General features: G+C 70.4%; 21 protein-coding genes. 10 read left to right on the forward strand and 11 right to left on the reverse strand.

All coding sequences use genetic code 11. The features are described from left to right. Positions 1-59 precede the first annotated feature (59 nt). The 3 genes from ABD295_RS15165 to ABD295_RS15175 are packed head-to-tail and all read right to left on the reverse strand — an operon-like array spanning position 60 to position 3,498. Positions 60-983, reverse strand: coding sequence for a carbohydrate ABC transporter permease (locus ABD295_RS15165; RefSeq protein WP_344304623.1), 924 nt, complete (start codon positions 981-983; stop codon positions 60-62). Further along, complete coding sequence (locus ABD295_RS15170) at positions 980-2,161, reverse strand: carbohydrate ABC transporter permease (RefSeq protein ID WP_344304624.1); 1,182 nt, start codon at positions 2,159-2,161, stop codon at positions 980-982. Before ABD295_RS15170 ends, ABD295_RS15165 begins: the two co-directional genes overlap by 4 nt. Further along, entirely contained in the window at positions 2,158-3,498 is a 1,341-nt protein-coding gene (locus ABD295_RS15175) for an ABC transporter substrate-binding protein (RefSeq protein ID WP_344304625.1), read from the reverse strand. Before ABD295_RS15175 ends, ABD295_RS15170 begins: the two co-directional genes overlap by 4 nt. Positions 3,499-3,698: 200 nt before the next feature. Here ABD295_RS15175 and ABD295_RS15180 point away from each other — a divergent pair, with 200 nt between their 5' ends. Further along, positions 3,699-5,828 (forward strand): alpha-galactosidase, encoded by a 2,130-nt coding sequence (locus tag ABD295_RS15180; RefSeq protein WP_344304626.1) that lies wholly within the window; start codon positions 3,699-3,701, stop codon positions 5,826-5,828. Here the strand turns inward: ABD295_RS15180 and ABD295_RS15185 are convergent. Continuing rightward, positions 5,808-6,476, reverse strand: coding sequence for a DUF1707 SHOCT-like domain-containing protein (locus ABD295_RS15185; protein ID WP_344304627.1), 669 nt, complete (start codon positions 6,474-6,476; stop codon positions 5,808-5,810). The genes ABD295_RS15180 and ABD295_RS15185 overlap by 21 nt on opposite strands. A gap of 43 nt (positions 6,477-6,519) precedes the next feature. Here ABD295_RS15185 and ABD295_RS15190 point away from each other — a divergent pair, with 43 nt between their 5' ends. Together ABD295_RS15190 and ABD295_RS15195 are read left to right on the forward strand one after the other, a co-directional pair. Further along, complete coding sequence (locus ABD295_RS15190) at positions 6,520-8,211, forward strand: fumarate hydratase (RefSeq protein WP_425574086.1); 1,692 nt, start codon at positions 6,520-6,522, stop codon at positions 8,209-8,211. A gap of 674 nt (positions 8,212-8,885) precedes the next feature. Next, a complete protein-coding gene (locus tag ABD295_RS15195; protein WP_344304629.1) occupies positions 8,886-9,206 on the forward strand; it encodes a TFIIB-type zinc ribbon-containing protein in 321 nt (106 codons plus the stop codon). A 399-nt stretch (positions 9,207-9,605) separates the two neighbouring features. Here ABD295_RS15195 and ABD295_RS15200 read toward each other — a convergent pair whose 3' ends face one another. After that, positions 9,606-10,484 (reverse strand): MerR family transcriptional regulator, encoded by an 879-nt coding sequence (locus tag ABD295_RS15200; protein WP_344304630.1) that lies wholly within the window; start codon positions 10,482-10,484, stop codon positions 9,606-9,608. A gap of 114 nt (positions 10,485-10,598) precedes the next feature. Between ABD295_RS15200 and ABD295_RS15205 the strand changes: the two genes are divergently transcribed. Then, positions 10,599-10,910 carry a hypothetical protein gene (locus tag ABD295_RS15205; RefSeq protein ID WP_344304631.1) on the forward strand — a complete coding sequence of 104 codons (312 nt, stop codon included), beginning with the start codon at positions 10,599-10,601 and terminating at the stop codon, positions 10,908-10,910. Positions 10,911-10,969: 59 nt separating this feature from the next. Then, positions 10,970-11,656, forward strand: coding sequence for a spermidine synthase (locus ABD295_RS15210; RefSeq protein WP_344304632.1), 687 nt, complete (start codon positions 10,970-10,972; stop codon positions 11,654-11,656). Here the strand turns inward: ABD295_RS15210 and ABD295_RS15215 are convergent. Further along, a complete protein-coding gene (locus tag ABD295_RS15215) occupies positions 11,626-12,144 on the reverse strand; it encodes an SRPBCC family protein (protein ID WP_344304633.1) in 519 nt (172 codons plus the stop codon). The two genes, ABD295_RS15210 and ABD295_RS15215, sit on opposite strands and share 31 nt — an antisense overlap. After that, a complete protein-coding gene (locus ABD295_RS15220; protein WP_344304634.1) occupies positions 12,141-12,491 on the reverse strand; it encodes an ArsR/SmtB family transcription factor in 351 nt (116 codons plus the stop codon). The genes ABD295_RS15215 and ABD295_RS15220 overlap by 4 nt, the downstream gene beginning before the upstream one ends. 53 nt (positions 12,492-12,544) lie before the next feature. Here ABD295_RS15220 and ABD295_RS15225 point away from each other — a divergent pair, with 53 nt between their 5' ends. Together ABD295_RS15225 and ABD295_RS15230 are read left to right on the forward strand one after the other, a co-directional pair. Continuing rightward, positions 12,545-13,930 carry a class II fumarate hydratase gene (locus tag ABD295_RS15225; RefSeq protein ID WP_344304635.1) on the forward strand — a complete coding sequence of 462 codons (1,386 nt, stop codon included), beginning with the start codon at positions 12,545-12,547 and terminating at the stop codon, positions 13,928-13,930. Positions 13,931-14,012: 82 nt separating this feature from the next. Further along, entirely contained in the window at positions 14,013-14,720 is a 708-nt protein-coding gene (locus ABD295_RS15230; protein WP_344304636.1) for a class I SAM-dependent methyltransferase, read from the forward strand. Positions 14,721-14,774: 54 nt separating this feature from the next. Here the strand turns inward: ABD295_RS15230 and ABD295_RS15235 are convergent, their stop codons facing one another. The 3 genes from ABD295_RS15235 to ABD295_RS15245 form a co-directional block, all read right to left on the reverse strand. After that, positions 14,775-15,440, reverse strand: a complete 666-nt coding sequence (locus ABD295_RS15235) for an aggregation-promoting factor C-terminal-like domain-containing protein (RefSeq protein WP_344304637.1) — start codon at positions 15,438-15,440, stop codon at positions 14,775-14,777. Positions 15,441-15,765: 325 nt separating this feature from the next. Next, complete coding sequence (gene phoH2, locus ABD295_RS15240) at positions 15,766-17,058, reverse strand: RNA 5'-3' helicase PhoH2 (protein ID WP_344305455.1); 1,293 nt, start codon at positions 17,056-17,058, stop codon at positions 15,766-15,768. A gap of 385 nt (positions 17,059-17,443) precedes the next feature. Beyond that, the gene (locus tag ABD295_RS15245; RefSeq protein ID WP_344304638.1) at positions 17,444-18,220 is read right to left on the reverse strand and encodes an isoprenyl transferase; all 777 of its coding nucleotides are present in this window, start codon (positions 18,218-18,220) and stop codon (positions 17,444-17,446) included. A gap of 70 nt (positions 18,221-18,290) precedes the next feature. On the opposite strand from ABD295_RS15245, the gene trhA reads away from it, so the two are divergent. Both trhA and ABD295_RS15255 read left to right on the forward strand, forming a co-directional pair. Next, the gene (trhA, locus tag ABD295_RS15250; RefSeq protein WP_344304639.1) at positions 18,291-19,010 is read left to right on the forward strand and encodes a PAQR family membrane homeostasis protein TrhA; all 720 of its coding nucleotides are present in this window, start codon (positions 18,291-18,293) and stop codon (positions 19,008-19,010) included. A gap of 58 nt (positions 19,011-19,068) precedes the next feature. Then, positions 19,069-19,443 (forward strand): hypothetical protein, encoded by a 375-nt coding sequence (locus tag ABD295_RS15255; RefSeq protein ID WP_344304640.1) that lies wholly within the window; start codon positions 19,069-19,071, stop codon positions 19,441-19,443. On the opposite strand, the gene ABD295_RS15260 is transcribed toward ABD295_RS15255, so the two are convergent. After that, positions 19,436-21,409, reverse strand: a complete 1,974-nt coding sequence (locus ABD295_RS15260) for a thioredoxin domain-containing protein (RefSeq protein ID WP_344304641.1) — start codon at positions 21,407-21,409, stop codon at positions 19,436-19,438. The genes ABD295_RS15255 and ABD295_RS15260 overlap by 8 nt on opposite strands. Before the next feature lie 127 nt (positions 21,410-21,536). On the opposite strand from ABD295_RS15260, the gene ABD295_RS15265 reads away from it, so the two are divergent. Then, positions 21,537-21,758, forward strand: a complete 222-nt coding sequence (locus ABD295_RS15265) for a hypothetical protein (protein WP_344304643.1) — start codon at positions 21,537-21,539, stop codon at positions 21,756-21,758. Positions 21,759-21,856 lie beyond the last annotated feature (98 nt).

The raw sequence follows: 21,856 nt of genomic DNA on the forward strand, positions 1-21,856 counted from the left end.
CACCAGACCGCTGGGGGTGTACCCGGCGGGCCGGTGCGTGGAGAGTCTGTGGAAACCGGTCAGCCCTTGACCGCGCCGGCCGTCAGTCCCCGCACGAAGAACCGCTGCATCGTGAAGAACACGAGGAGCGGCACCAGCATGGAGATGAACGCCGCTGCGGTGAGCAGCTCCTGGCCCTGACCCTGGGTGCCGAGCAGGCCCTGCACCTCGACGATCACGGTGGAGTTGCTCGCGGACAGGAAGAGCTTGGCGATGAGCAGGTCGTTCCAGACCCACAGGAACTGCAGGATCGCGAACGCCGCCAGCGCCGGGACCGACATCGGCACGATCAGCTTCCAGAAGGTCTGGAAGTGGGTCGCCCCGTCGATCTTGGCCGACTCGATGATCGTCTTCGGCAACGTCGCCATGTAGTTGCGCAGCGTGTAGATCGCCAACGGCATGCCGAAGCCCGTGTGCAGGAGCCACACGGCGATGTACTGCCCCGAGATGCCGAGCCCGCGCGGGCCCAGCAGGTCGAGCATCGGGCCGAAGGCCACCTGGATCGGCACCACCAGCACCGCCACGATCGCGATGAAGATGACGTCGCGACCGCGGAAGTCCATGAAGGTGAACGCGTACGCAGCGAACGCCGCGAACATGATCGGGATGATCGTCGCCGGGATGGCCACCACGAGGCTGTTGATGAAGCCGTCGCTGATGTTGGTGCCTTCCCAGACCCCGCGGTAGTTGTCGAAGGTCCAGCCGCCGTTCCAGAGGGCCGTCCACCATCCCGTGGTCGCAGCGTCCTCCCGCGACCGCAGCGAGGTGACGAGCAGCCCCAGGGTCGGGACGGTCCAGAGCAGGCACAGCAGGATCATCGACACGATGGCCACGGCGCTGCGCGGACGCCCGTCCGCCATCAGCTTGCTTCCCTGCGGCCGCTTCGGCGTCGAGTCGTCCCGGGTCGTCTCCGCGAGCTCGACCCCAACCGTCTGGTTGCTCATCGGTTCGCCTCCTCTGCACGGAAGTGCCGGACCTGGTACCAGAGAACGGGCAGCACCAGGACGAGCAGCACCACCACGACCGCGGAGGCCCGGCCGGCCTGGTCGTTGGCGAAGAGCTCGTTGAAGAACAAGTTGGCGATGACGTTGGTCTTGTCCCGCCCCTGGCCCTTGAGCACGTAGACGATGTCGAAGACCTTCAGCACCAGGATCACCACGGTGATGAAGACGGTGATCAGCGTGCCCTTGATCTGCGGGACGACGACCTGCATGAAGATCTGCCACTCCGTGGCGCCGTCGATGCGCGCCGCCTCGATGGTGTCCTCCGGGACGCCCTTGATCGCCGAGGACAGCAGGATCATCGCGAAGCCGACCTGCAGCCAGATCAGGATCACCATCAGCAGGATCGAGTTGAGACGTCCTGTGGAGATGTCGAGCCAGGCCTGGGGCGACCCGCCCAGCGTCGTCCAGATCGCGTTCAGGAGGCCGATCTGCTGGTCACCGCTGCTGTAGTCGTAGACGAGGTTCCAGATCGTCGAGGCCCCCACGAACGAGATGGCCATCGGCAGGAAGATGGTGCTCTTCGAGATCTTCTCGCCGCGCGCCGACAGCTTGTCGCTGAGGACGGCGACCATGAGGCCGAGCAGAACCGTCACGACCGGGACGATCAACAGCCAAAGCAGGTTGTTGAAGATCGAGATGCGGAACTCGCTGTCGCCGAAGATGTCGACGTAGTTGTCAAACCCTATGTATTCGGTGCTGTCGGCGTTGGCGAAGGAGTAGTTGATCGTCTGCACCGTCGGGTAGAGCAGCATCAACGTGATCAGGCCCAGCCCCGGCAGCAGGTACGCATAGGGGTAGACCCGTTCAGCGGTCTTCTGCGGCAGACCCTCGATCGCCATGTTGAGGAAGAAGAACAACACGTACGCGCCGCCGACGCCGGCGACGAGGGCGATGACGCCGATCAGGATCTTGCTGTCGAAGAACCATCCGGGCTTGTAGGCGAAGGCCAGGAAGAGGTTCCCGAGGAACCAGCAGGTCAGGACCAGACCGGCGATGCCGATCGCGATCATGGCCGGCCGGGCGCCGCCGGCTGCGGACGGCTCCGGACCCTCTGCGACGGGTGCGGTCTGTCCGTCCGCTGGAGGCGGTGGCGTGGGCTTGGTCTCGACGTCGCTCATGAGGTCGGCCAGGAGTCTTCGATGGCGGTCGTCGCGTCCTCGGAGGACTCGCCGTTCAGCCACTTGACCATCTCGGTCCAGAAGGTGCCGGACCCGACGCTCTTGGGCATGACGTCCGAGGCGTCGTAGCGGAAGACCGAGGCGTTGGCGGCGATCTCGGCCACCGTGCGGGTCGTCTCGTCGGGGTAGTTGCTCGCGTCGAACGTGGCGTGCGGCGAGAGCCAGCCACCCGCTTGCGCCCACTCGGCGCCGAACTGGTCGGAGGTGAGGAACTCCATCACGGCCTGTGCGTCCTCGTCGTTGCCGTTGAAGAGCGCGGCGATGTCACCACCACCCAGCACCGGGGTGCCCTCGTAGCCACCCTCGTAGGGCGGGAAGACGAACTGGCCGACCTCCTCGTCGAGGTTCGCCTGCACCTCCTCCGGGTAGAAGCCGGTGACGAAGTTGCCCTGTCGCTCCATCCAGCACTTCGGCGGGTTGTCGAACGAGGGCAAGCCGGCCTCGGAGAACGGGGTGTTGAGGACGCCGCGGACCCCGCCGTAGACCAGGTCGGGGTTCTTGGCCAGGTCGCCGAAGATGTCGAGGGACTCGACGATCGCGGGGTCGTTGAACGGGATCTTGTGGGTGACCCACTGGTCGTAGACGTCAGGTCCGGCAACGCGGAGGACCATCTCCTCGAGCCAGTCGGTGCCGACCCAGCCGGTGGCGGCCTCGGACTCCCAGCCCATGCACCAGGGGGTCTGGCCGTCGTCGACCAGCTGCTGACTGAAGTCCATCAGCTCCTGGTAGGTCGCGAACTCCTTGGGGTAGCCCGCCTCGTCCCACGCCTTCTTGGGGTACCAGACGACGCTCTTGATCGCCATCCGCATCGGGGCGCCGTAGACTCGGCCGTTGAGCCGGGCGGACTCCAGGAAGCCCGGGACGAGGGTCTCGTCGAGCTTGTCGTAGTCGAGGAAGGTGTCGATCGCCTGGATCTTGTCCTGACCCGCCAGCTCCAGCAGACCGCCGGGCTGCGGGAAGAACCCGATGTCGGGCGCGTCGCCCGAGTTGACCTTCTGCTTGATGGTGGTGGTGAAGTCGGAGTCGGCGGTGTACTCGATGTCGATCCCGCTCTCGTCCTCGAAGGCTGCGAGGGAGGCCTCGAAGGCCTCCTGCTCGGCGCCACCGAAGGCGCCGAGGATGGTCACGGTGCTGTCCCCGTCGGGCTGTGCGTTGTCCGCGACGACGCCGCCGACACCCCCTTCGCCCCCGCCGCCGGGCTGCTGGAGGCATCCGGAGGCCCCCACCACCATGACCGCGGCAAGCCCGATACCGGCCAACCTGCGTCGCGCTGTCATCCTGACTCCTCACGATTCGTCTGGATCAATGACTGCCCCACTTCCCCCACGTGCTTGGGAGTGCCGCCGACGCTGTGGCGCAGGTCACCTCAACGCTCTGTCTACTGCACCCCCCGTCACTCTGTCCACGACGACCACGCCGCTCGCGCGCCTCGTGAACCTGCCAGCGGCGCCGGCAAGCTTCGTGGTAAGGCTGCGGCATGTTGTTCCCTGGCGCGACATCCGATCAGCGTCGTACGACGGTCGAGCTGGCCCTCCTCACCGACCGGCTCCCCGTGGTCACCTGGTGTGGGCTCGGGGGGTCCGACCTGGCCGGAGAAGCCGTGCCGCCCGTGCCCGGCGGACCCGGGATGCCTCTGCTCGGCGAGCACGCGCACGGGCTCTTCACCCGGCCGCACCTGCGCGGCCACCGGCTCGACGGGAGCGCCTGGTCCACCCGCTTCGGCACCGACGACGTGACCGTCGACGGTAACCGGCTCGTGCTCACCGCGCACGACCCGGGCGCCGGGCTGGTGCTGCGCACCGAGGCGGAGTCCCTGGTGGGAGGGGTGCTGCGGATGCGGCACCACCTGACCAACGACGGTCCGGACGACTACCTCCTCGAGGGACTCGAGGTCGTGCTGCCGGTGCCCGACCATCTCGTCGAGGTGCTCGACCTCACCGGCCGGCACGAGCGCGAGCGCAGCCCGCAGCGGCACGGGGTCGCCGACGGGGTGTGGCTGCGGGAGGGGCGCGGCGGCCGGCCGGGTCTCGACGCCGCGACGATGGTCGTCCTCGGGACCGAGGGGTTCTCGACCACGCGGGGCGAGGTCCTCGGCGTGCACGTCGCCCACAGCGGCAACTCGGTGCTCCGCGTCGAGCGAGGCGCGGCGTCCGGCACGACCGCGGGTGGCGGCGAGCTGCTGCTTCCCGGCGAGGTGGTGCTGGCCCCGGGAACGACGTACGCGACCCCCTGGGTGGTCTTCGGCGCAGCCGAGGACGGGCTCGACGGACTCGCCGCGTCCTGGCACACGTGGCAGCGATCGCTGCCGGCCCACCCGTCGTCGGTGTGGCCCGGCGGGCAGCCTGTGGTGCTGAACGTGTGGGAGGCGGTGTTCTTCGACCACGACCTGGACCGGCTGAAGGCGATCGCCGACCGCGCAGCACGGGTCGGCGTGGAGCTGTTCGTGCTCGACGACGGCTGGTTCCGGGGTCGCCGCGACGACCGCGCGGGGCTGGGCGACTGGTGGGTCGACGAGGCCGTCTGGCCGGCCGAGCAAGGCGGCCTCGGTCCGCTGGTCGAGCACGTGCGCGGTCTCGGGATGGGCTTCGGGCTGTGGTTCGAGCCCGAGATGGTCAACCCCGACTCCGACCTCTTCCGCGAGCACCCCGACTGGGTGCTGGCGGTGGGTGACCGCCTCCCGTTGGAGGAGCGCTACCAGCAGGTGCTCGACCTGACCCGGCCCGAGGCCTGGCAGCACGTCTTCGACCGGATGGACGCGGTCCTGTCGGCGTACCCCGTCGACTACGTGAAGTGGGACCACAACCGCGACCTCCTGGAGGCAGGCTCGTCGACGCGCGGCGGTGCTGCCGCGGCGCGAGACCAGGACGCGGCCTACCACCGGCTCCTGGACGCGCTCCGGGCCGCGCACCCCGGCGTGGCCTGGGAGTCCTGCGCCTCCGGCGGCGGCCGCATCGACCTTTCGTTGGTCGAGAAGGTGCAGCGTTTCTGGACCTCCGACATGACCGACGCCCTGGCCCGCCAGCAGATCCAGCGGTGGACCACGCAGCTGATCGCCCCCGAGTACGCCGGCGCGCACGTCTCGTCGCCGACCTCGCACACCACGGGGCGGACCCTGTCGCTGGACTTCCGCGCCGCGACCGCGCTCTTCGGGTCGTTCGGCATCGAGTGGGACCTGTCGTCGGCGTCGGAGGACGAGCTCGCGTCGCTGGCCGGCTGGGTGACGCTCTATCGCGACCTGCGCGGGTTGCTGCACTCGGGGCGCGTGGTCCGGCCTGAGTCGTCCGACCCCACGGTGCTGCTGCACGGGGTCGTGGCCTCCGACCGTTCGGAGGCGCTGGTGGCGCACGTGCAGCTCGACGAGTCCGCGCACAACCGCGGGGTGTGGGTCCGCGTCCCGGGGCTCGATCCGGCGGCGTCGTACTCACTCGCCTGGGAGGGCCCGGTGACGCTCAGCAAGGTCTCCAAGTCGGCCGACCTGCACCCCGACGGCCCGACGGCGGGCCTGCCGCGGACCGGCGCGGACCTGGCGAGCCGGGGCTTCTGGATGCCCCGGCGACGTCCTGAGACCGTGACGCTGGTGCGGGTGTCAGTGGTAGCGTCGCCTTAGGATCCCCCGCGGCTCGTCGCCCGGCATGGCCTTGCGGGTGACCGTCACGCCGGCCATCAGCGCGACGCCCTTGACCCGCACCACGGGCGAGTCGGGCGTGAGGTTGGCCGGCACCCGGGCCCGACCCTGGTCGAAGCCGCCCATGATGCCGACGCCCTCGACGACGACGTCGGTGTGCTCGTTGACGATGATGTCGATGCCGCCCCAGATCGCGTTGGCGTAGATGACCGTCTCGCGGGCGCTGAAGACCGCCTCGCGCAGGTCGAGGTCGACGCCTCCGCAGAACGCGAACGCCGTGTAGCGCTCGCCCACCTGCCACACGCCCCGCCGCGTCGCGCCGCTCAGCACCGCGATCGACGTGGTGTGGCTGGCGGCGCCGACCGGCACGGGCGCGGTCGCGGGACGCGGCACCGGGGCTTGCGGGCCGCCCGCGACAGGCAGGTCGACGGTGATGGGGACCAGGTCGGAGTAGGTCTTCGCGGCGTACGCCGCCTCGAGCCGCTCGTCGAGCTCGTCGAGGTCGAGGCGACCCTCGCCCGCTGCCTCGCGAAGGATCTCGGCGACCTTGTGCCGATCCTCGTCGGAGACGCGCAGGTTCGCCGGATCGCCTGGTGAGTACTGACCGCGGGGCTCGACGGGACCAGCCATGGCGGTCAGCCTACGACGGACGGCCAGCGATAATCTCGACGCCGTGACCGCCGCCGAGTTCGCCTACTCCGACCTGCTGCCCATCGGCGCCGACGACACGCCCTACCGGCTCGTCACCACCGAGGGCGTCTCGACCTTCGAGGCGGGCGGGCGCACGTTCCTCCAGGTGTCGCCGGAGGCGATCCGGCTGCTCACCGCGGAGGCCATGCACGACATCGCGCACTACCTCCGCCCCGCGCACCTGGCCCAGCTGCGCCGGATCATCGACGACCCGGAGGCGTCCGGCAACGACCGCTTCGTGGCGCTCGACCTGCTCAAGAACGTCAACATCTCCGCCGGCGGCGTGCTCCCGATGTGCCAGGACACCGGCACCGCGATCGTGATGGGCAAGAAGGGCGAGGGCGTGGTCACCGGCGCCGACGACGGCGAGGCCGTCTCGCTCGGGGTGTACGACGCCTACACCAAGCTCAACCTGCGGTACTCCCAGCTCGCGCCGCTGACGACGTACGACGAGAAGAACACCGGCACCAACCTGCCCGCGCAGGTCGAGATCTTCTCGACGCCCGGCGGTGCGGACACCAAGCCCGAGTACAAGTTCCTCTTCATGGCAAAGGGTGGCGGCTCGGCGAACAAGTCGTTCCTCTACCAGGAGACGAAGGCGATCTTGAACCCGCAGCGGATGCTGCAGTTCCTCGACGAGAAGATCCGCTCGCTCGGCACGGCCGCGTGCCCGCCGTACCACCTGGCCGTCGTCATCGGCGGTACGTCGGCGGAGTACGCGCTCAAGACCGCCAAGCTCGCGTCGGCCCACTACCTCGACCACCTGCCCACCCAGGGGAGCACGGCCGCCCACGGGTTCCGGGACCTCGAGCTCGAGCAGCAGGTCTTCGAGCTGACCCAGTCGTTCGGGATCGGGGCGCAGTTCGGCGGCAAGTACTTCTGTCACGACGTCCGGGTGGTCCGGCTGCCGCGCCACGGCGCCTCGTGCCCGGTGGCGCTGGCCGTGTCGTGCTCCGCGGACCGGCAGGCGCTCGGCAAGATCACCGCCGAGGGTGTGTTCCTCGAGCAGCTGGAGACCGACCCTGCCAAGTACCTCCCCGACCCCGCCGAGGCCGACCTCATCTCCGGTGGCGAGGTCGTGCAGATCGACCTGAACCAGCCGATGGACGAGATCCTCGCCGAGCTGTCCCGGCACCCGGTGAAGACCCGGCTCTCCCTGACGGGCCCGCTGGTGGTCGCCCGCGACATCGCCCACGCCAAGATCAAGGAACGCCTCGACGCCGGTGAGGACATGCCGGCGTACCTGCGCGACCACGCCGTCTACTACGCCGGACCGGCCAAGACCCCCGAGGGGATGGCGTCGGGCTCGTTCGGCCCGACCACGGCGGGACGCATGGACTCCTACGTCGAGCAGTTCCAGGCCGCGGGCGGGTCGAAGGTGATGCTCGCCAAGGGCAACCGCTCCAAGGTCGTCACCCAGGCCTGCGGCACGTACGGCGGCTTCTACCTCGGCTCGATCGGCGGCCCCGCCGCGCGGCTGGCCCAGGACTGCATCAAGTCGGTCGACGTGCTGGAGTACCCCGAGCTCGGCATGGAGGCGGTCTGGAAGATCGAGGTCGAGGACTTTCCCGCCTTCATCGTCGTCGACGACAAGGGCAACGACTTCTTCACCGACCCGTCGGGCGCCGTCACCGTCCCCATCACTGGCCTCAGGGTCCGCTCGGCAGAGAAGTAGGCCGCTCAAGCGCTTCGACGGCGGTTCACCGGACACCCCCGCTCGGCCAACGCCTGCTCGACCTGGGCGAAGAAGTCGTCGGCGGCAACACGCAGCCCCCGCAGTGGCAGTCGGAGGACATCGCGTTGCCTGGGGCCACGTGGTTGTGCCGCAGCGCCGGGTCTGCCTGATCTCAAGGCCGCTGACACGACGGACGCGCGCGCCGCGCGGCACGGACAAGCGGATCGGCTCGTGGGAGTAGTGCTTCAATCCCGACGCCACCAAGGCGGAGGCTCCGTCGAGGATGCCCGAGGCCCCCCCTCGAACACCGCTGCCCAGAGACGCGCACGCTCCACGGCCCGGTGTGCAGGGCAACGGACTGGGAGTGAACCCATTGCCACCTGCCTGCGCGCACCTGGGCACGTACGAGGCCGCGTGAGGCCGGCGGCGTACAGCTGCTCTCGTGCGACTACGCCCGCCTGCTCGGCCGCGAGCGCAAGCACCAGCTCCATCGGCGTCATGCGTAGAACCGTGTCTGGTCACCAGCTTTCCGCCACTGCGCCCGGCCACGCCTGTGGAGAAAGCCCGGGAGGTCATACGACTTGGCTGCTCCGACGACCGGGACGCATGGCGTTGTAGGGAACCGGGACGGTCGGCTGCTCGTTCGACCGGGTAACCGACCCCTGGAGGACCACATGCAGTGCCCGACCGACCAGACCGTGCTCGTGATGAGCGAGCGCAGCGGGATCGAGATCGACTACTGCCCCACTTGCCGAGGCGTGTGGCTCGACCGTGGCGAGCTCGACAAGATCATCGAGCGCGCGGAGGCGCAGGTGGCCCCGAGTGCCGCGCCCGCCGCGCCGCAGCCCAGCTCCTACGAGCGGGAGCGCGACGACCGGCGCCAGCACTTCGACCAGCGCTATGCCAACCCGCAGCAGGGATATCCGGCGCCGTATCAGGGTGGGCGGGCGGGTAGGAAGAAGAAGGAGAGCTGGCTCAGCGAGCTCTTCGACTGAGAAGGAGTCCTAGCTGGCTGTAGGTCACGTCAAGTCTGGGGTTGGGCGTAGGTGGTCGGCTCCGGGTCCCCGGAGCTGATGATGGTTCTTGTTGGTCGGCAGTGCCGGCTGTGGGGTGCTGGGTGCTCACGCTGACATCGGACACCCCGTGCGGGGCTTGAGCAGCGGGGTGCGCGAGGCATCCGTCACCGAGAACGCGAACTCGGTCTTGCCGACATCGATCGCAACCACGACCGTCGAGGAACACACTGGTAGAGCTTGCACAACCATCGGACCCACCTCCGGAGGGGCGCCAGAAGGCCACGGCGCAGCAGACGCCCAACCTTCAGATGAATGGAACCTGTCGGTCCCTTCCAAGCACCTCCGGAGGTGTCCGTGAAGGACTAACCCCGACCTATATCAGCCGATCAGCTGCGCGGCGAGGTCGCGCGCGGCGGGGCCGAGCTGGTGCCCGAGCGGCCGACTGCCTTCGACGCCGACATGGTCCTGGTGCCGGCCACCGAGGTGCACGGCGATGTCGGGGTACGCCGCCCGCAGCGACGCCACCGTGTCGCGGACCGCGGCGATGTCGTCGGAGGAGGGCACGCCGATCACCACGGCGTCGGGCTGGTCACCGTTGAGGGCCACGACCCAGCTCTCGGGGGGCAGGTCGCCGCCGACGTACACGACGTCGATGCCCACGCGCCGCAGCATCGCCGCGAAGGCGAGCACGCCCAGCTCGTGCCGTGAGCCGCGGGCCAGCCCGACGATCACCCGGGGCGCCCCGCTCGGCACGGGCAGCGCGTCGAGCACGCCCGCCAGGCGACGGTTCACCGTCGCGCTCACGAAGTGCTCACCCGCGACCGACACGGTCCCTCGGTGCCAGGCGTCGCCGAGCGCGTGCAGCGCCGGCATCAGCCAGCCGTCGACGACCTCCTCGAAGGTGCCGCGCCCGAAGGCCTCGTCCAGGACAGCAGCGAGCCGGGCGCCGTCGAAGCCCTCGGCGACGCGCACCAGCGCCTCGTGGTCGCCGAGCTCGCCGGAGGGTCCGTCGACGGAGTCCGTAGGGGTCGACCCACCGGTGGTCCCCGACTTGACCTGCTCGGCGGCCAGCCGCGGGGACCAGCCCGCCTCGACCAGCGCCCGCATCGCGGAGAGGCGGCGTACGGCGGCCTCGTCGTACACCCGATAGCCAGAGGGACTCCGGCCGGGGACGACGACGTCGTAGCGCCGCTCCCACATCCGCAGCGTCGCGGGCGAGATTCCGGTCATCGCGGCTGCGTGCTTGACGGTGTACACGCCTGAAGTCTAGGCCCAAACCTGGGACAAAGTCTGGACAGGGGTATGGACATCTCAGCGCGACGGAGGCAGACTCACAAACCTTAGACAAACCTTCTACATCTTGGAGCCGACATGCGCCGCACCCTTATCGCCTCAGGAGCCACCGCTGCCCTGGCCGCCGCCCTCGCGGTCGTGCCCGCTGCGAGTGCATCCGCCGCACCCGACACCAGCTGCATGCGGGCCGGCATCGCCACCCTCAAGAGCGTCGGGCTCTTCAGCGCGGTGGCCGAGGGCGGTCTGCCGATCGAGACCGCCGTGTTCTACGGCGTGGAGCCGCGCGAAGGCACCGACGTCGCGTCCCTCCCCGACCCGCTGCCCTTGAGCGTCGTGCTGGCGGACCACCGCGCGGGCCAGGACAGCCTCTTCAAGTACCCCTGGTGCTGAGGGCGACCGGCTCCGGGGCACTCCCGGCCCCGCAGCCGGATCCCCCTAGGGTCGACGGCGTGGAGCACACCGAGGTCGCCCGTGCCGAGTCCGAGCGTGGTGAGCTGGTCCTGCGCGAGCGCCGGCCGGACGAGGGCGGTGCGCCGGTGCTCGAGCTGCGGGCCAACGGCGTCTTCGTCATGGACTCCGCCGAGACGACCAGCGAGGTGGCCCTGGCCGCGGCGGCGCTCGAGCTGGTCGCCGAGCCGCGCGAGGTGCTCGTGGCCGGCCTGGGACTGGGGTTCACCCTCCAGGCGGTGCTCGCCGACCCACGCGTCGAGCGCTGCTCGGTCGTCGAGATCGAGCAGCCGCTCGTGGACTGGATGCGCGACGGCACCATCCCCCACGGACAGACGCTCCTGGCCGACGAGCGCGCCAACGTCGTGGTCGCCGACGTCGCCTTGGCGCTCGCCGAGGCCCGCGAGGAGTCGTACGACCTGGTGCTGCTCGACGTCGACAACGGCCCGGCGTACCTCGTCCACGACGGCAACGCCGCGCTCTACGCAGAGCCGTTCCTCGGGCTGACCCGCCGGGTCCTGCGTCCTGGAGGCGCGCTGGCCATCTGGTCGGCCGCCGAGGCCCCGGATCTCGAGCGCACGCTCAAGGGGGTGTACGACGACGTCGAGCCCCTGTCCTACGCCGTCGACCTGCAGGGCCGCGAGGAGACCTACTGGCTCTACGTCGCCCGGGCGAAGGCCGCTCGGTAGAACTCTGCCTGCGCTGGGTAGTAGTCCTCCCACACCAGGTCGGCGGGGTCGCGTCCGGCTTCGACGGCCACCAGCCGGTCGAGGTAGTACTCCCATCCCGGCCCCACGTTCTCCGCGATGTCGGGGTCGTCCATGATCTGGGCGAAGGTCAGGGTGGTCACGCCGTCCACCTCGTCGAGGTCCAGCTCCAACCGCCAGACGAAGTCGTCGCCGCCCGGGATGGTGTGCCGGGTGGCCAGCCGCCGCGGCGGGTCGCACTCGTCGATCGTCATCGGCTCGTCAGGCGCATCGTCACCCTCGAAACCCATGCGGAACTTCACCTCTCCCGTCCTGGGGTCTCCGGTCCAGGTGCCGATCCAGCGCGACATCCGCTCGGGCTCGGTGACCGCGGCCCAGACCGCCTCGATCGGCGCCTCGAAGGAGCGTTCGAGGACCACGTAGCCGGTGCCGCCGCGCCACTCTCGTCGTCCGGTGGGTGTCGCTGTCATCCGGTCTGCTCCTTCTCGTCGGGTTCCTTGCGGTGGTCGCGAACGGTGCGGCGTACCTCGATGTCGAGGGCATCGAGGGCGGTCGCCGGGATGGGGGGAGGGGCCAGTGTCGCGAGCAGGTCGTGCACCGGCGCGAGGCCTGCCGGCCGCAATCGGTAGTGGCGCTCGCGGCCGCGATCCTCGGCGTCGGCGAGGCCGGCCTCGGTCAGCACCCGCAGGTGCCGGCTGATGGCGGGCCGACTGATGGGGTGCACCGCCGCGAGGTCGACCACTCGCGCCGGCCCAGCAGCCAGCCGCCCCACGAGGTCGCGGCGCACCGGGTCGGCCAGGGCGGCGAAGACGTCCACCACTTATTGGTAACAGATCAGTTACCAGTTTGTCGAGAGGTAGCGTCGGACCGGTGGACTACCGCACCGAACACGACTCCATGGGCGAGGTCCGAGTGCCCGCCGAAGCCCTGTGGCGCGCGCAGACCCAACGCGCCGTCGAGAACTTCCCGATCAGCGGGACGCCCCTCGAGCCCCGCCTGATCCACGCGCTCGGGCTGGTCAAGGCTGCGGCCGCCCACGTGAACGGCGAGCTGGGGGTGGTCACCGAGGAGCAGGCGCGCGCGATCGCGGCCGCCGCCGACGAGGTGGCCGCCGGTACGCACGACGCCCACTTCCCGCTCGACGTCTTCCAGACCGGCTCGGGCACCTCGTCCAACATGAACGCCAACGAGGTCATCGCGTCGCTGGCCAGGAGGTCCGGCGTCGACGTGCACCCCAACGACCACGTCAACGCCAGCCAGTCCTCCAACGACACCTTCCCGACCGCGATCCACGTCGCCGCGACGCTCGCCGTCGTCGAGGACCTGCTCCCCTCCCTCGACGTCCTGCGGGCCAGCCTCGCCGCCAAGGCGGGCGAGTTCGCCGACGTCGTGAAGTCCGGCCGCACGCACCTCATGGACGCCACGCCGGTGATGCTCGGCCAGGAGCTCGGCGGGTACGCCGCCACGCTGGCGTACGCCGCCGAGCGGCTCGACGGCGTACTGCCCCGGGTGCGCGAGCTCCCTCTCGGCGGCACGGCCGTCGGGACCGGCATCAACACCCCGCCGGCCTTCGCGGAGCGGGTGATCGCACGACTGGCCGAGACCACGGGCCAACCGTTCACCGAGGCCCGAGACCACTTCGAGGCGCAGGGCACCCGCGACTCCCTCGTCGAGCTGAGCGGCGTGCTCCGCACCATCGCGGTCGGCCTCACCAAGATCTGCAACGACCTGCGCTGGATGGGCAGCGGCCCGACCACCGGGCTCGCCGAGCTCCACCTGCCCGACCTCCAGCCGGGGTCCAGCATCATGCCCGGCAAGGTCAACCCGGTCCTTCCCGAGGCGACGCTGATGGTCTGCGCGCAGGTGATCGGCAACGACGTGACCGTGACGACGGCCGGCGCCGCCGGCAACTTCGAGCTCAACGTGATGATGCCGGTGCTGGCGCGCAACCTGCTGGAGTCGATCCGGCTGCTCTCGACCTCCACCCGGCTGCTCGCCGAGCGGTGCGTCGACGGCCTTACCGCGGACATCGAGCGGATGCGACGCTACGCCGAGTCGTCGCCCTCGGTGGTGACCCCGCTCAACAAGCACATCGGCTACGAAGCCGCCGCCAAGGTCGCCAAGCAGGCCCTGGCCGACGGCGCCACGATCCGCGAGACCGTCCTCGCGATGGGCTTCGTCGAGCGCGGCGAGCTCACCGAGGAAGAGCTGGACCAGGCGCTCGACGTCGAGAGGATGACCCGTGGCCACGGGTGATCGACCGCAGCCCACCGGTGATCGACCGCAGCCCACCGGTGATCGACCGCAGCCCACCGGTGATCGAGCGCAGTCGAGATCCATGGCCGACCCCACCCACGTGCGCGAGCAGTACGCCACCGAGGACAACCTCGAGACCCGGCGCTCGGTGTGGCAGCCCGACCCGGTGCTCGGCGACCCGGTCGAGGTGGCCCTCGAGGCGGTCAGCGCGGCCCTCCCCGGCGGGAAGTCGATGCCCGACGTCCTCGAGGTCGGAAGCGGCCCCGGCGTCTTCGCCGCACGCTTGCAGGAGCGGCTCCCCCACATCGCCCTGCTGGCGACCGACCAGTCGCCGCGGTTCGTGGAGCTGGCCCGCGAGCGCGGCGTACCCGCCCAGCTGATGGACGTGCAGCACCTGCTGCCGGGTGACGACTCCTACGACGTGGTCGTGGCGATGTGGATGCTGTACCACGTGCCCGACCTGCACCGCGGACTCGCCGAGATCCGCCGGGTGCTCCGCCCCGGGGGCACGTTCGTCGCCGTCACCAACGGCGACGAGCACGTGGCGGGCCTGCGGCGCGACGCCGGCGGTGCGGGCCTGGTCACCCACTTCAGCAGCCAGATCGGCGAGGCCGCCCTGCGGGAGCACTTCGACACCGTCGAACGCGTCGACCTCCGCCCCAGCGCGCTCTTCGCCGACCACGCCGCGGCGCAGGCGTACCTCGACTCGTCCGACGAGGGCCTGGTCATTCCCCACTTCGAGGGCTCCCGCGAGTACGCCGGCGAGGTCACCGTCTTCACTGCGAGGTAGGTCAGGGGGTCTCGTGACGGTCGCTGCGCGACCTCCTCGACCACCGGCGAACGCTCAGTACCAGCCGTGGCCTTGCTTGAAGGACCAGGCGTTGCACGGGGTGCCGTAGGAGCGCTCGATGTAGTCGAGGCCCCATCGGATCTGCGCCTCGGCCGAGGTCATGTAGTCGGCGGGCAGGTCGTGCAGCTGAGTGAGCGCCTGCGGGATGCCGTACGCCGACGACGTGGGGTTGTCGGCGTTCACCCGCCAGTTGGACTCCGAGACGTAGAGGGAGTCCAGGCAGGTGAACTGCTCGGGCCCGAAGCCGTACTCGGCGATCAGCGCTCGGCCGATCTCGCGGGGGTCCCCCTCGGAGACCACCTCGTTGGCCGACATCGCCTGGCCCTGGTGCGTGTCGAGCGCCGCCGCCTTGGCGGCCTGGACACCGCCGGACTCGCGCCGGTCGGAGCGGGTGACCCGCGCCTCCGCGCGCTCGCCCAGCTGGTCGGCCAGCGCAGCGTCGTCCGAGAGCTCCGCGCTCGTCAGGACGGCGTCGCTGCGGGCCGAGACCGCGTCGATGACGTCGCTCGCGCCGTCGGGCAACGAGTCGGCGTTCAGCACGCCGCCCGAGACGCTCATGCCGGTCGTGGCGACGGCGAGGCCGCCCATCACGACGGCACCGCGCAGCATCCGCGGGGCGGCCCGGGGCGCGCCACGGTGCTTCGCGCTGTGCTTCGGCACGTACTTCGGGGTTTTCGACACAGGGGATCTCACGAGACGACGACAAGGGACAGGGGTGCCGATCGGCCTAGGCGAGGACGAAAGACGTCGACCTCTTCGGGATCGCGCATCAGGTCAGGGGAACCGGGTGTCAGGTCACGAAAAGGTCTCGACCACCCTGACGGACAGGCCGCCGAGGTGCAAACCTTCGACGAAAGTCGTGGGACTTTCACCGACCTGTTGCGCTATGTGGTGTCCCGTCCGTCACATCCGCACCTCTGAACACGCGAGTGCTCAGCGGTCACGGTGATGGTCTGGACAGCTCAACTCCCCCTCAGGGCACTCCCTACAGAGTGACGTTCTCCAGCATCTCCGTCACCAGGGCCGCGATCGGGGAGCGCTCCGAACGAGTCAGCGTGACGTGCGCGAAGAGCGGGTGGCCCTTGAGCTTCTCCACCACGGCCACCACGCCGTCGTGCCGTCCCACCCGCAGGTTGTCGCGCTGCGCCACGTCGTGGGTCAGCACGACCTTGGAGTTCGCGCCGATCCGCGACAGCACCGTCAGCAGCACGTTGCGTTCCAGCGACTGGGCCTCGTCCACGATGACGAACGCGTCGTGCAGGGAGCGGCCGCGGATGTGGGTCAGCGGGAGCACCTCGAGCATGCCGCGCGCCAGGATCTCCTCGATCACCTCGCGCGAGGTGACGGCGCCGAGGGTGTCGAAGACCGCCTGCGCCCAGGGCGACATCTTCTCCGACTCCGAGCCGGGCAGGTAACCGAGCTCCTGGCCGCCCACGGCGAAGAGCGGGCGGAACACCACGACCTTCTGGTGCTGACGGCGCTCCAGGGCCGCCTCCAGTCCGGCGCACAGCGCGAGAGCCGACTTGCCGGTGCCGGCCCGGCCGCCGAGCGAGACGATGCCGACCTCGGGGTCCAACAGCATCTCCAGCGCGATCCGCTGCTCGGCCGACCGGCCATGGATGCCGAAGGCCTCGCGGTCCCCGCGCACGAGGTGGACCTGCTTGTCGGGACCGACCCGGCCGAGCGCGGTGCCGCGGTCGGAGATCAGCACCAGCCCGTTGTGGCAGGGCAGGTCGCGGGCCTCGTCGAGGTCGAGGGTGCCGTCGGCGTACAGCTCGTCGAGCTCGGCGGCGGTGACGTCGAGCTCGGCCATGCCGGAGTAGCCGGTGTCGGAGTCGCTGATGGACTCGGCGCGGTACTCCTCCGCCTCAAGGCCGACCGCCGAGGCCTTGATGCGCAGCGGCAGGTCCTTGGAGACCAGCGTGACCGCGTGCCCCTCGTTGGCGAGGTTGCACGCGACCGCCAGGATGCGGGTGTCGTTGTCGCCGAGGCGGAAGCCGGAGGGCAGCGCGGTGGGGTCGGTGTGGTTGAGCTCGACCCGCACCGAGCCGCCGGACTCCCCGATCGGCACGGGCTCGTCGAGGCGACCGTGGGTGATCCGGAGGTCGTCGAGCGAGCGCAGGGCCGTCCGGGCGAAGAAGCCCAGCTCGGGGTGGTGGCGCTTGCCCTCCAGCTCGGTGATCACCACGACCGGCAGCACCACCTCGTGCTCCGCGAACCGCTTGAGCGCCCCCGGGTCGGCCAGCAGCACGCTGGTGTCGAGGACGAAGGTCCGCACCCCCGGCGCAGGCTTCGGCGCCGGACGGGGCGCGGTGCGCTTGCTGCTGGTGTCTGCGGCAGTCCTGCCAGGAGCGACGGTCTCGTTGTTCGGCACGAGGAACCCCTCACCGACCGGTGCGCTCACCCTCGCCCGGCCTTGCTCAACTCACGGTGGTGGACCGGGTCGGCCGAGGACCGGGGTGCCGGCCCCCTCCCACGCGCGACGTCGTACGACGCCTCGGCGTGATCTGGTCGTGAACGCTCACGAACGGCCCTCCCGGTGGCGGCGAGCTTCCCCACTCTCCGCTATCGCGAAAGTACGCCGCGATTCTCACCCGTCCCGACCGACACGCCCGAACCACGGGTGACGGTCAGGTGAACTGCTCGACCGGCCGCCGAAACGGTCAGGCGCCGAGCCGGCGCTCGCGCTGGGTGTAGGCCCGGATCGCGCGCAGGAAGTCGACGCGCCGGAAGTCCGGCCAGTAGGCCTCGCAGAAGTAGAACTCCGACTTCGCCGACTGCCACAGCAAGAACCCACCGAGGCGTTGCTCGCCCGACGTGCGGATCACCAGGTCGGGATCGGGCTGGCCGCGGGTGTAGAGGTGATCGGCGATGTGCTCGACGTCGATGAGTCCGGCCAGCTCCTCCAAAGAGGTGCCCTTGGCGGCGTGCTCCTGAAGCAGCGAGCGCACCGCGTCCGCGATCTCCTGGCGACCGCCGTAGGGGACCGCGACGTTGACGAGCATGCCCTCGACGTCGCTGGTGCGCTCGGCGGCGTACTTGAGCCGCTCGGCGACGGATGCAGGCAGCAGGTCCAGCGCGCCCACGGGGTTGAGACGCCAGCGTCGCTGGTCGGCGAGGGAGTCGACCGCGTCGGTGATGATCTCGAGGATCGCCGCGACCTCCTTCGGGTCGCGCCCGTCGAGGTTGTCGGTGGAGAGCAGCCACAGAGTGACCACCTCGATCCCGACGTCGTCGCACCAGCCGAGCAGCGGCTCGATGTTGGCCGCGCCCGCGCGGTGGCCGTGGGCGGTGTCGCGGCCCACCGCCTTGGCCCAGCGGCGGTTGCCGTCGAGCATGATCCCGACGTGCTGGGGGACGTTCGCCGGCATGGTGCGCAGCATGCGCTGCTCGTAGAGGGGGTACAGCGCGCGCCGCACCGCCTCCTTCCACCTCGCCACGCCCTGATGGTAGTCCCGGGCTCCTTCGATATCGCGTCTTCGATTGGGGTACTGCCGTACCGTGACAGAGGTGAACGACATCGTTCGCGATGCACTCGACGACTTCCACGAGAGGGTCGACGAGGTGATCGCCGAGGTGAAGCCGCGGCTGCGCGGCTGGCTGCACCTCGCCATCGTGCCGCTCACGCTGGCCGCCGGGATCGTGCTCATCTCCCTGTCGCCGACGACGGCGACCCGCGTCGCGTCAGCGGTCTTCACCGCGAGCGCGCTGCTGCTCTTCGGCGTGTCGGCGATCTACCACCGCGGCACGTGGTCGCCGCGCCTCCACCACTTCTGGAAGCGCTTCGACCACGCCAACATCTTCGTGCTGATCGCAGGCTCCTACACGCCCTTCTCGCTCATCCTGCTGGACGGCACGGAGCGTGTGGTGATGCTGAGCGCCGTGTGGACGGCTGCCGTGCTCGGTGTGCTGTTCCGGGTCTTCTGGGTCGACGCGCCACGCTGGCTCTACCTGCCGATCTACATCGGCATGGGCTGGGCCGCCGTCTTCTTCCTCCCGGGCTTCATCGACGGGGCGGCTGGTCTCGGCGTCGGCGTCGGCGTCGCGACCCTCGTGCTGGTCGCCAGCGGCGGGGTCCTCTACACGCTGGGCGGGGTCGTCTACGGCTTCAAGCGGCCTGACCCCTGGCCGCAGTGGTTCGGCTTCCACGAGGTCTTCCACTCGTTCACGATCCTGGCGTTCATGACGCACTACGTCGGCGTCTCGCTGGCGACGTACTCGCTGCGGTAGTCGGGTGAGCCTGCTCACGTAGGGCAACCCTCGGGCCGGCTCGTTCGTCCTACCCTCGATGTCCCCAGAAGCCCCCGCTCCCCGCACCATCGACCTGTCCGTCCCCCAGCTGGTCGGCGGCTCGGTCGCAGCCGCCACCGCCGCCGCGCTGAGCACCCGTCTCGGCCTGGTGGGCACGATCGCCGGCTCCGTCGTGGCCAGCGTCGTCAGTGCCGTCGTCGCCGCGTCGGTGTCAACCTGGCTGCACCGCGCCGGCCGGCTGGCCGTCGACCGCGAACCCACCCGGATTCGCAGCGTCGTCATCGGCGTGGCGGCCGTCGCCCTCGTCGCGCTGGCCGCCCACACCGGCGTCAGCCTGGTCAGCGACCTGCCGCGCGACGCGTTCGTGGCCAGGTGGCTGGCCCAGATGGGTCAGGGGCTCGGCGTCAGCTGAGCGCAGCCGGGTCGGTGACCGGTCGCGCGCAGACGTGGTGCCGGCACACGTACGCCGCCGGGCGACCCTCGACCGAGACCCGACCCGTCAGCAACGGGATCGGGTGCACCCCCGGTGACTCCTCGGCCACGACGACCACTGCGCTCGGGTCCCGCCGAGCGGCGCCGGCCAGGGCCTCGCGCGCGTCGCCCGCCGGCCCCACCACCGCGATCTCGCGGGGACCGTCGAGCAGCGCCACGGCCGCCGCGAGCGACCATCCCGTGAAGCGCGGCGCGTGCGCGGCCAGCGCCGCCGCGGTGGACAGGGCCGCCTCGGCGGCCTCCCGGTGCAGCGACGAGCCGGTCAGCGCCGCGTAGGCCGTGAGCGCGTGGATGGCCGACGACAGACCCGAAGGGCTCGCGTTGTCCGAGGGGTCGCGGGGCCGGGAGACCAGCGCCTCGGCGTCGTCCGCGGTGTCGTGGAAGCCGCCGTCATCGGCGCGGAAGTGGTCGAGCGCCGCGTCCAGCACCTCGCCCGCCAGCGTGAGCCACCGGGCATCCGCCGTGGCCTGCGCCAGCGAGAGGAAGCCGCTCGCCACGCAGCCGTGGTCCTCCAGAACCCCGGCGTGCGGGCCGGCGACGCCGTCGCGGGAGACGCGCAGGAGCCGTCCTCCGTCGAGGTGCACCCGCGCCAGCAGCTCGCCGGCCCGGACCGCCGACTCCAGCAGGTCCGGCCGGTCCTGGCGGACGGCGACCTCGCAGAGCCCGGTGATCGCCAGGCCGTTCCAGGCCGCCACCACCTTGTCGTCGCGGGCGGGGCGCACGCGAGCCTTCCGGGCCTCGTGCAGCCGGTGGCGTACGCCGGCCCAGCGCTCCGCGTCGGCCGGTCCCTCGGGGTCCGCGCGCAGCTGCAGCGTCGACGCCCCCTGCTCGAACGTGCCGGCGTCGGTCACCGACAGCAGCCGGGCCGCCCACGTCCCGTCGTCCGCACCGAGCACCTCGACCAGCTGGGCCGGGGTCCAGACGTAGAACCGCCCTTCCTCCCCCTCGCTGTCGGCGTCGAGCGCCGAAGCGAAGCCCCCCTCGGCGGTCCCGAGCTCGGTCACCACGAAGTCGGCCGTCTCGCCGGCCACCCGCCGCAGGAGGGGGTCGTCGCGCCGGGCGTAGAGCGCCATCAGCTGGGCGTTGTCGTAGAGCATCTTCTCGAAGTGCGGCACCACCCAGCCCCGGTCTACGGCGTACCGCGCGAAGCCGCCACCCAGCTGGTCGTAGATGCCGCCGCGCGCCATCGCGTCCAGGGTCGCGTCGAGCATCCGGGCCGCCCGGTCGTCGGGCCCCGTCGAGACGCGGAGCAGGAACTCCAGCACCATCGAGGGCGGGAACTTCGGTGACGACCCGAAGCCGCCGGCGGTCTGGTCGAAGTCGCGCTCGAGCCCGTCCAGCGCAGCCTCGACCACCTCGCGGTCGAAGTCGCCCGTCGCCGACGGCGCGGCCCGGTTGAGGTGCTCGCGCAGCTGGGTGGCCACGCGCTGCACCTCCTCGCCACGCTGGGTCCATGCCTCGGTGACCGCCTCCAGCACCTGCCGGAACGACGGCTGACCGTGCCGCGGCCGGTCGGGGAAGTAGGTGCCGGCGAAGAACGGCCCGCCCTCGTGGTCGAGCACGACGGTCATCGGCCACCCGCCGTGCCCGGTCATGGCGGTGGTGGCCTCCATGTAGACCGCGTCGACGTCCGGCCGTTCCTCGCGGTCGACCTTGATGCTGACGTAGTGCTCATTGAGGTACGCCGCCGTCGCGTCGTCCTCGAAGGACTCGTGGGCCATCACGTGGCACCAGTGGCAGGCGGCGTACCCGACGGACAGCAGGACGGGTACGCCGCGGCGCTTCGCCTCGGCGAACGCTTCGGGTCCCCACTCCCACCAATCCACCGGATTCTCCGCGTGCTGGAGCAAGTAGGGGCTCGTCGCGTTGGCAAGGCGGTTGGCCATTTCCTATGACTCCTGACGAGTGGCACGTGCATTACTCCTTCCTGAGTGATGCACGAGAGTGATGCACGAAGGCAGATTCTCGGAAGCCTGATGCGACTCCCACCCGTCCAGCCTAGGAGGGACGCCGGTGGCAACTCGAAAGAAGCCCACGCTGCTCGCGCAGGGCAAGCCACGCACCCTGGGCGGCAGCGGACGGCCGTGGCGCGTGCGCCTGTATGCCCCTGAGAACGGCGGCACGAAGTATCAGGTGATGTTCCGAGCGCCGGCCTGCGAGGGCGAGCCCTGGAAGCGGGTGCTCCGCCGAGCGAACTCGGAGGCCGAAGCACGAAAGATCTTCGCCCAGGCATAGGCAGCGCTGGACACCGAGAGGGAAACCCCCGCCGGTGCCGACGTCCGCGCCTCCCGCACGATCCGGATTCTCGGTGAGGCGTACCTGGCCGACAGCAT

The sequence above is a fragment of the Nocardioides bigeumensis genome, from assembly GCF_039531755.1.
Taxonomy (GTDB): Bacteria; Actinomycetota; Actinomycetes; order Propionibacteriales; family Nocardioidaceae; genus Nocardioides; species Nocardioides bigeumensis.

What these genes read in the sequence shown, in the direction of transcription:
- ABD295_RS15165 (WP_344304623.1), bottom strand. Translation starts at nt 983, where the DNA reads ATGAGCAACCAGACGGTTGGGGTCGAGCTCGCGGAGACGACCCGGGAC.
- ABD295_RS15170 (WP_344304624.1), bottom strand. Translation starts at nt 2,161, where the DNA reads ATGAGCGACGTCGAGACCAAGCCCACGCCACCGCCTCCAGCGGACGGA.
- ABD295_RS15175 (WP_344304625.1), bottom strand. Translation starts at nt 3,498, where the DNA reads ATGACAGCGCGACGCAGGTTGGCCGGTATCGGGCTTGCCGCGGTCATG.
- ABD295_RS15180 (WP_344304626.1), top strand. Translation starts at nt 3,699, where the DNA reads ATGTTGTTCCCTGGCGCGACATCCGATCAGCGTCGTACGACGGTCGAG.
- ABD295_RS15185 (WP_344304627.1), bottom strand. Translation starts at nt 6,476, where the DNA reads ATGGCTGGTCCCGTCGAGCCCCGCGGTCAGTACTCACCAGGCGATCCG.
- ABD295_RS15195 (WP_344304629.1), top strand. Translation starts at nt 8,886, where the DNA reads ATGCAGTGCCCGACCGACCAGACCGTGCTCGTGATGAGCGAGCGCAGC.
- ABD295_RS15205 (WP_344304631.1), top strand. Translation starts at nt 10,599, where the DNA reads ATGCGCCGCACCCTTATCGCCTCAGGAGCCACCGCTGCCCTGGCCGCC.
- ABD295_RS15215 (WP_344304633.1), bottom strand. Translation starts at nt 12,144, where the DNA reads ATGACAGCGACACCCACCGGACGACGAGAGTGGCGCGGCGGCACCGGC.
- ABD295_RS15230 (WP_344304636.1), top strand. Translation starts at nt 14,013, where the DNA reads ATGGCCGACCCCACCCACGTGCGCGAGCAGTACGCCACCGAGGACAAC.
- ABD295_RS15255 (WP_344304640.1), top strand. Translation starts at nt 19,069, where the DNA reads ATGTCCCCAGAAGCCCCCGCTCCCCGCACCATCGACCTGTCCGTCCCC.
- ABD295_RS15260 (WP_344304641.1), bottom strand. Translation starts at nt 21,409, where the DNA reads ATGGCCAACCGCCTTGCCAACGCGACGAGCCCCTACTTGCTCCAGCAC.